The organism is Streptomyces niveus (assembly GCF_001723055.1).
In the GTDB taxonomy this organism is placed as follows: Bacteria; Actinomycetota; Actinomycetes; order Streptomycetales; family Streptomycetaceae; genus Streptomyces; species Streptomyces niveus.
Window position 1 is genome coordinate 1 of sequence record NZ_MDCR01000312.1, and the last position, 8,464, is coordinate 8,464.

Annotated in this window: 6 protein-coding genes; 5 read left to right on the top strand and 1 reads right to left on the bottom strand. The window is 72.2% G+C overall.

Going from position 1 to position 8,464, the window contains the following annotated elements:
• On the top strand, window positions 1–957 hold a 957-nt coding region (locus BHU15_RS29875; protein WP_218028086.1), incomplete at its 5' end, for a CE1 family esterase.
• A gap of 28 nt (window positions 958–985) precedes the next feature.
• Window positions 986–2,572 carry an AbgT family transporter gene (locus BHU15_RS29880; RefSeq protein WP_069630011.1) on the top strand — a complete coding sequence of 529 codons (1,587 nt, stop codon included), beginning with the start codon at window positions 986–988 and terminating at the stop codon, window positions 2,570–2,572.
• Between the two features lie 75 nt (window positions 2,573–2,647).
• On the opposite strand, the gene fusA is transcribed toward BHU15_RS29880, so the two are convergent.
• On the bottom strand, window positions 2,648–4,729 hold the full coding sequence (gene fusA, locus BHU15_RS29885) for an elongation factor G (RefSeq protein WP_069630012.1): 2,082 nt from the start codon (window positions 4,727–4,729) through the stop codon (window positions 2,648–2,650).
• Between the two features lie 497 nt (window positions 4,730–5,226).
• On the opposite strand from fusA, the gene BHU15_RS29890 reads away from it, so the two are divergent.
• The 3 genes from BHU15_RS29890 to BHU15_RS29900 all read left to right on the top strand — a co-directional run bounded on the left by BHU15_RS29890 (window position 5,227) and on the right by BHU15_RS29900 (window position 8,413).
• Window positions 5,227–6,078 (top strand): SDR family oxidoreductase, encoded by an 852-nt coding sequence (locus BHU15_RS29890; RefSeq protein WP_069630013.1) that lies wholly within the window; start codon window positions 5,227–5,229, stop codon window positions 6,076–6,078.
• 88 nt (window positions 6,079–6,166) lie between these two features.
• Entirely contained in the window at window positions 6,167–6,466 is a 300-nt protein-coding gene (locus tag BHU15_RS29895; protein WP_069630014.1) for a hypothetical protein, read from the top strand.
• 252 nt (window positions 6,467–6,718) lie between these two features.
• Window positions 6,719–8,413, top strand: a complete 1,695-nt coding sequence (locus tag BHU15_RS29900; protein WP_069630015.1) for a glycoside hydrolase family 99 protein — start codon at window positions 6,719–6,721, stop codon at window positions 8,411–8,413.
• The last annotated feature ends 51 nt before the right edge of the window (window positions 8,414–8,464 follow it).

Here is an 8,464-nt window from a genome sequence, read left to right on the forward strand (position 1 = left end):
CTGCGTACCACCGTGGCCGCGGCCGGACTCGCGCTCGTCGGCTCGGCGCTGGCGCCGGTCACCGCGGGCGCCGCCGCCCCGAAGCCGGCCGGCGCGTCCGCCACCGGCTGCCGGCAGCCCGCGCCGCAGCAGCCCGGCAGCAGTGAGCTCCGCACCCTCGCGAGCGGCGGGCTCTCCCGTACGTACCAACTCCATCTGCCCGCCGACTACACCCCGCGCCGCGACTGGCCCGTGGTGCTCGCCTTCCACGGCCGGGGCAACACCGGAGTCGGTACGGAGGAGTTCTCGGGACTCTCCAACCTGCCCGCGATCGTCGCGTACCCCAACGGTGTCATCGGCACCGGCGACGGCGACCGGCAGGCCTGGCAGGGCGCGCCGTACGCGGCGGCGGGTGTCGACGACGTCGCCTTCACCGGCGACCTGATCGACGAGCTGAACCGCACCCTCTGCGTCGACAAGCGGCGCGTGTACGCCACCGGCAAGTCCAACGGCGCGGGCTTCACCGGCCTGCTCGCCTGCCGGATGGCCGACCGGATCGCCGCCATCGCCCCCGTGGCCGGCGCCTTCTACCCCGAAACCGGCGAGAACTGCCGCCCCTCGCGCCCCGTCCCCGTCATCGACTTCCACGGCACGGGCGACGTGACCATCCCCTACGAGGGCGACGCCGAGCGCGGACTGCCCGCGATCCCCGACTGGACCGCCGGGTGGGCCGAGCGCAACGACTGCCGCGCCCGGCCGCGCACCCGCGCGATCGAGCCCGACATCACGATCACCCGCCGCACCGGGTGCGATCACGGCGCCGAGGTGCACCATGTCGCCATCACCGGCGGCGGTCACACCTGGCCCGGCGCCGACAGCTACAGCGGCGGCGGATACGTCACCGAGACCATCGAGGCGCACGAGGTCATGTGGCAGTTCCTGCGCCAGTACCGGACACCGAGAGCCGTCGTCCGCTGACGCGGGAACCGAGTAAGGAGAGCCGCTCATGAGTACCTCGACACCCGCACCACCAGGCACCTCCGGCACACCCGGCTCACCGGGTGAGAACTCCGACGAGCCCCGCCTGCCGCTGATCATCCGCGCCATGGGCGTCATCGAACGCGCCGGAAACGCCCTGCCGCACCCCTTCTGGCTGTTCTGGATCCTGTCCGGGATCCTCGCCGTCGTCAGCGCCGTACTCGCGGCGGCGGACGTCTCGGTCGTCTCACCGGCCGACGACAAGACCGTCGCCGTACAGAACCTGCTCAGCGGCGAGGGACTCGCCATGGCGGTCTCGACGATGATCGAGAACTTCGCCACGTTCCCGCCGATGGCGACGATCGTCGTCGTCATCATGGGTGTCGCCGTCGCCGAACGCAGCGGATTCCTCGCCGCGTTGATGCGGGTCGGCGTCTCGCGTGTCCCCGCGTCGTGGGTCGTGTTCGCCGTGGCCTTCGCGGGCACCGTCGCGCATGTCGCCTCCGCCGCCGCCTACATCATCCTCGTACCGCTCGGCGGTCTCGCCTTCCGCGCGGTGGGCAAGTCACCGATCCTGGGCATCGTCGTCGCGTACACCGCGATCGCCTCCGGGTACGACGCCAGTCCGCTGCCCACGCCCAACGACGCGATCTTCGCGGGCATCACCACCGCCGCCGCGCAGATCGTCGGCGGGGACGACGCGTACGTGTCCCCGCTCAGCAACTGGTTCTTCAACATCGCCTCCTCGCTGCTGCTCGCCGTCGTGATCACCCTGGTCACCAAGTACGTGCTCAGCAAGCGGCCCGACCTCGACGCCGATCCCGACGCCGAACTGGACGACCTGGGCCAACTCACGCTCAGCGACCGGGAACGCTCCGCGCTGCGGCGCGCCGTCGGCACGCTGCTGGCCGCCGTGGTGGTCATGACCGCGGTGCTCCTGCCGACCTCGTCGCCGCTGCGCGGCGACGGCGGCAGCATCGTCGAATCCCCGTTCCTGGACGGCATCGCGGCCGTCGTCGCGTTCCTCTTCGGACTGGTGGGCATCGTCTACGGGCTGCGCTCCGGCTCCATCAAGAAGGCCGCCGACGTACCGAGGCTGATGGCCGAGGGCATCAAACAGATGGCGCCCGTGCTGGTGCTGTTCTTCGCGATCGCCCAGTTCCTCGCGTACTTCGACTGGACCCACCTGGGCGACGTACTCGCCGTGAAGGCCGCCGAGGCGCTTCAGTCCAGCGGGCTGCCGATCGTCGTCGTCTTCCTGCTGATCCTGCTGCTGCTGACCCTGGTGAACGTGATGGTGACCAGCGGCTCGGCGATGTGGGCGCTGGCGGCGCCGGTGCTCGTCCCGATGCTGATGCTGGTGAGTGTGCCGGCGGAGACGACGCAGGCGCTGTTCCGGATCGCGGACTCCGGCTCCACGGCCATCACACCGATGAGCCCGTACTTCATCATGGCGCTCGGCTTCCTCCAGCGGTACCGCAAGAGCGCGGGCATCGGCACGCTCGCCTCGTACACGCTGCCGCTCGCCGTCGCGATGACCGTGGCCTGGACTCTGCTCTTCCTGGCGTGGTGGGCGATGGGGATACCGCTCGGTCCGGGGGCGCCCGTGCGCTGACCGCCCCGCGCCCACCGGGCGCACCGCGACGGTGGCCCCGCCCGTTCACGGGCGGGGCCACCGCGCTGCCGGCCGTCAGCCGCCGGACGGTACTCCGGGCGCCGGGGCGTAGCCGGTGGGCCGGGCCGTGAACGTGCCCCGGCCCTGCGTGCGGCTGCGCAACCGCGTCGCGTAGCCGAACAGTTCGGCCAGCGGCACCGTCACGGTGACCACGGCCGTACCCGCACGCGCCGTCGACCCCGAGACCCGGCCGCGCCGGGCAGCCAGATCACCGAGCACCCCGCCGACGGCGTCGTCGGGGACGGTCACGGTGACCTCGACCACCGGTTCCAGCAGCACCGTCGTGCCCGCCCGCAGTGCCTCGCGGAGCGCGAGCCGGCCGGCCGTACGGAACGCCATCTCCGACGAGTCCTTCGGATGCGTCGCCCCGTCGGTCAGGGTGACCCGTACCCCGGTCACCGGATGACCGCCGAGCGGCCCCTCGGCGAGCGCGTCCCGGCAGCCGGCCTCGACCGCCCGGACGTACTCCTGCGGCACCCGGCCGCCGACGACGGCCGAGCGGAACGCGAAGCCGCCGTTGCCGTCGCCGTCCGCGGCCTCCAACGGCTCGGTGTCGAGGACGACATGCGCGAACTGCCCGGCCCCGCCGTCCTGCTTGACATGCCGGTACACCAGACCCGACACCCCGCGCCCGACCGTCTCCCGGTAGGCCACCTGCGGCCGGCCGACGCCGACGTCCAGGCCGTGGGCGCGGCGGACCTTCTCCACCGCGACCTCCAGATGCAGCTCACCCATCCCCGACAGCACCGTCTGACCGGTCTCGGAATCGGTCCGCACCGCCAGCGAGGGATCCTCCTCGACCAGCCGTGCCAGCGCCGTCACCAGCCGCTCGATGTCGGTGCGCCTGCGCGCCTCGACCGCCACGGAGACCACCGGATCGGCGACGGACGGCGGTTCGAGTACGAGCGGGGCCGACGGCACGCACAGGGTGGCACCCGCGCGGGCGGCCTTCACCCCGACCACCGCGACGATGTCCCCGGCGACCGCCCGGTCCACCTCCGCGTGCCGGTCGGCCTGGACCCGCAGGATCCGGCTGATCCGCTCGGTACGCCGCCCGCCCACGTCCAGCACCGCCTCTCCCTTTCCGACCGTTCCCGAATAGACCCGCAGATACGTGAGCCGGCCCGTGGAGGTCGAGCTGACCTTGAACACCAGCGCCGCGAACGGCCCCGCCGGGTCGGCGGCCCGCTCCTGCTCCGCGCCGTCCCGTGTGCCGCGCACCGCCGGTACGTCCAGCGGCGACGGCAGATAGGCGACCACCGCCTCCAGCAGCGGCTCGATCCCTCGGTTGCGGTACGCCGAACCGCACAGCACCACGACACCCTCGCCCGTACGGGTCAGGTCACGCAGCGCGGCGGCCAACGTCCGTGCGGAGAGCGTCGATTCGGCGCAGAACTCCTCCAGCGCGAGCGGATGCAGCTCCGCGACGGCCTCCTCCAGCACCCGGCGGCGCCGCAGCGCCTCCTCGACGAGGGCGTCGGGCACCGGGCCCTCCTCGCAGACGTCCGTGTCGCCGCCGGACCAGACGAGCGCGCGCATCCGGAGCAGGTCCACGACACCGGTGAAGCCGTCCTCCGTACCGATGGGCAACTGCACCACCAGCGGCGCGGGATGCAGCCGCCGGCGGATCGAGTCGACGGCCGCGTCGAGATCGGCCCCCGCACGGTCCAGCTTGTTGACGAACGCGATACGGGGCACCCCGTGCCGGTCCGCCTGCCGCCACACCGACTCACTCTGCGGCTCGACGCCCGCGACCGCGTCGAACACCGCGACGGCGCCGTCGAGCACGCGCAGGGAGCGCTCGACCTCGTCGGCGAAGTCGACGTGGCCGGGCGTGTCGATGAGGTTGATCCGGTGACCGTCCCAGTCGCAGCTCACGGCCGCGGCGAAGATGGTGATCCCGCGGTCGCGCTCCTGCGGGTCGAAGTCCGTGACGGTCGTGCCGTCGTGGACCTCGCCGCGCTTGTGGGTGGTGCCGGTGAGATAGAGGATCCGCTCGGTGACGGTGGTCTTGCCGGCGTCGACGTGGGCGAGGATGCCCAGGTTCCGCACAGCGGCGAGTCGGTCGGTCGTTCGAGGGTGCAGGTCGGTACGCACGGCCCATGGCCTTTCGGGGTGATCCACAGAAGAGGGCGACGCGATTGCCGGACGACGTACCCCGACGCGGTGTGGCTCGTGGGCGAGGCCCGACGAGGTTGCCCACACGATGAGTTGACGGGGAATCAGGTTTCGGAGCCGGTGGTGCCGACTCAGCGGTTCGTCACGGACATCCGGTACCGGCCGCGCAGCCGGCGCCGGGCGCCGGGAGACACCAGGATCACCTCGTACCGTGCCGGGGGGACGACAACAGCGGTGCGACAGCGCACGGCCGGCTCCCCTCACTGGTCACGGAGTGCGCGCCGCCAACGTGTGTGTGCGGTGCGCGAGTTCGTGGCGAGTGTACTGAGCGCGGTACGGCGAGGGCACCGGGTTTTTCCGGGGCGGCGCCGCGAGCGCGGAATGCCCGCCGGCCACCCGGCGGCTGATATGTCTGGCGGATACGGATCAGCCGCCATCCTCCACCGAGGTCGTCCTCCGCCGAGATCAGGAGCACCATGCCGTCCCTCCCGCTCGACACCACCTTCGCCGTCACCGGATCCACCGGCCGTCTCGGCGGCCGGGTCGCCCGCCGCCTGGCCGCCGCGGGGGTGGCGCAGACGCTCCTCGCCCGCGACCCGGGCCGGGCGCCACGACTGCCCGGCGCCGTCGCCGTACCCGGTTCGTACGGTGACCGCGAGGCCGTCGTCCGGGCGCTGCGGGGTGTGGACCGTCTGCTGATGGTGTCCGCCGCCGAGACGGCCGACCGGGTGGACACGCACCGCGTGTTCGTGGACGCCGCCGTCGAGGCGGGCGTCGGCCATCTGGTCTACATCTCCTTCTACGGCGCCGCGCCCGACGCGACGTTCACGCTGGCCCGCGACCACTGGCACACCGAGCAGCACATCCGCGCCGCCGGCGTACCGTTCACCTTCCTCCGGGACAACCTCTACGCCGACTTCATGCCCGGCCTCGTCGGCGACGACGGCGTCATCCGCGGCCCGGCGGGGGAGGGGCGCGCCGCCGCCGTCGTCGCGCAGGACGACATCGCCGACGCCTCCACCGCCGTCCTCACCGGCGCGCCCGACCACGCGGGCGCGACGTACGACCTGACGGGCCCCGAGGCCCTGACGCTCGGCGAGATCGCCGACGTGCTGACCGGGACCACCGGCCGTACCGTCAGGTACCAGCCGGAGTCGGTGGCGGAGGCGTACCGTACCCGCGCCTCGTACGGCGCCCCCGACTGGCAGCTCGACGCCTGGGTCTCGACCTACACCGCCATCGCGGCGGGCGAACTGGCCGGGGTGACCGACTGCGTCCCCCGGCTGACGGGCCGCCCCGCCACCCCGCTCGCCGACGTCGTCCGCTGACGCGACCGCCGCCCGAGGATTACCGTGCCGAGGCGTGTGAAGCGGGCCGAACGTGGGTAGCGGCAGCGTTCGGGGGTAGGCGCAGCGCATGGTCACCACCATTCCGGAGCCAGGGACGAGCCGTTACCCGCTGACCGAGGAGCAGGCCGACCTGCTGACCTGGGTCCGCTGGGCGTACGCGGGCATGTCCGTACTGGCCGCCGCCTGTCTCGTCTCCGCCCTGTTGGCGGGGCACCCCGGCGCGCGGGCGCTGTGGACCAGCGTGACCGGCGTACTCGCGTTCCCCGTTCTGACGTTCCTGTCGGTCCGTCAACTGCGGTGCCACCGGGCGGCGTTGAGCGAGCGGGGTCGCCGTGCCCGACCGCCGCGTCCGCGACTGCCGGCCTGACCTTCGAGGCGGGAACGCGGCGCGAGAACCCGCATGAGCGTGAATTTCGCGGTGCGCCTCGGATCGTGACGCGGAACGGTCAATAATTTCCAGTTTCCTGTCTTGCCGGTGGCGTGTCATGTCCCTACGTTGTGGGGGGCCGCACCGTGCGCCGGGACGCGCACGGCACGGCCCCGTACCGCGTACTCCGCATGCCGCCGCATGCCGCTCTTCCCCGCACCTCCACACGCAGAGCCGATTGCGAGGAACCCCGTGGCACTTTCCAGACGCACCGTCATCGCGTCCGCGATAGCCGGCGCCGGAGCGGCGGCAGGACTGGCCGCCCAGACCGGGACCGCACAGGCCGCCGCCAAGGCCGCCTCACCGCCCGGAGACGTCGTCGGCAAGATCACCGTCGGCTACCAGGGCTGGTTCGCCTGCTCCGGCGACGGCGCGCCGATCAACGGCTGGTGGCACTGGTCGCAGAACTGGGGCCAGTCCCCGTCCCCGAGCAACACCGCGATCGTGAGCTGGCCCGACGTACGCGACTACACCCACACCTACCGCACGGCCTACCCGGCGCTCGGCAACGGGCAGCCCGCCGCGCTGTTCTCCTCGTACGACCAGCAGACCGTCGACACGCACTTCTCCTGGATGCAGCAGTTCGGCATCGACACCGCCGCCCTCCAGCGCTTCAACCCCAACGGCGGCGAGGGCGCCACCCGCGACGACATGGCGGTGAAGGTACGCAGCTCCGCCGAGAAGTACGGGCGCAAGTTCTACGTCATGTACGACGCCACCGCGTGGACGAACATGCAGCCCGAGATGAAGGCCGACTGGCTCGCCAAGATGCAGGCGCTCACCGCGTCCCCGGCCTACGCCCGGCAGAACGGCAAACCGGTCGTCGGCATCTGGGGCTTCGGCTTCAACGAGCCCAACAAGACCTGGTCGGCCGCCGTCTGTCTGGACGTCGTCAACTGGTTCAAGGCGCAGGGGTGTTATGTGATGGGCGGCGTGCCCACGCACTGGCGCCGGGGCATCGAGGACTCACGGCCCGGCTACATGGCCGTGTACGAGGCCCTCGACATGCTCTCCCCCTGGATGGTCGGCCGGATCGGGGACATCGCCGGCGCCGACAACTTCTACGCCAACGTCAACACCCCCGACCAGGAGTACTGCGACGCCCACGGCATCGACTACCAGCCCTGTGTCCTGCCCGGTGACCTCCAGTCGGGCCACCGCGCGCACGGCGACTTCATGTGGCGGCAGTTCTACAACATGTGCCGGATCGGCGTGCAGGGCATCTACATCTCGATGTTCGACGAGTACAACGAGGGCAACCAGATCGCCAAGACGGCCGAGACCGCCGCGCAGGTCCCGGCCGGTTCCGGCATCCGGGCGCTGGACGAGGACGGCACGGCCTGCTCGGCGGACTACTACCTGCGGCTCACGGGCGACGGCGGCCGGATGCTGAAGGGCGAACTGGCGCTGACGCCGACCCGTCCCACCCCGCCGGTCACGGGCGGCGGCGGGCCCAACCCGCCGACCGGTGACCTCGCGCTGAGCAGGGCCGCGAGCGCGAGCAGCCAGACGCAGAACTACGGGCCGGGCAACGCCGTCGACGGCAACGGGAACAGCTACTGGGAGAGCGCCAACAACGCGTTCCCCCAGTGGATCCAGATCGACCTCGGCTCCGCCCTGCCCGTGCGCCGGCTCGTCCTGTCGCTGCCCCCGAACCCGGCCTGGGGCGCCCGTACCCAGACGCTGTCCGTCCTCGGCTCCACGAACGGGACGAGCTTCACGACACTCAGCGCCCCGGCCGGCCGCGTCTTCGACCCGGCGAGCGGCAACACGGTGACGGTCACCCTCGCCTCGGCGGCGACCGCCCGGTACGTACGGGTGCAGATCACCGCCAACACCGGCTGGCCGGCGGGCCAGTTGTCGGGCCTGAGCGTCTACGCGACCTGACCTGTCCCCGGCGGGCCCGGCCCCGTAGCTCGGGGCCGGGCCCGCCGGGGA

Bases quoted from the DNA above. Each gene is read 5' to 3' on its own strand.
- BHU15_RS29890 (WP_069630013.1), top strand. From the start codon at position 5,227: ATGCCGTCCCTCCCGCTCGACACCACCTTCGCCGTCACCGGATCCACC.
- BHU15_RS29880 (WP_069630011.1), top strand. From the start codon at position 986: ATGAGTACCTCGACACCCGCACCACCAGGCACCTCCGGCACACCCGGC.
- BHU15_RS29895 (WP_069630014.1), top strand. From the start codon at position 6,167: ATGGTCACCACCATTCCGGAGCCAGGGACGAGCCGTTACCCGCTGACC.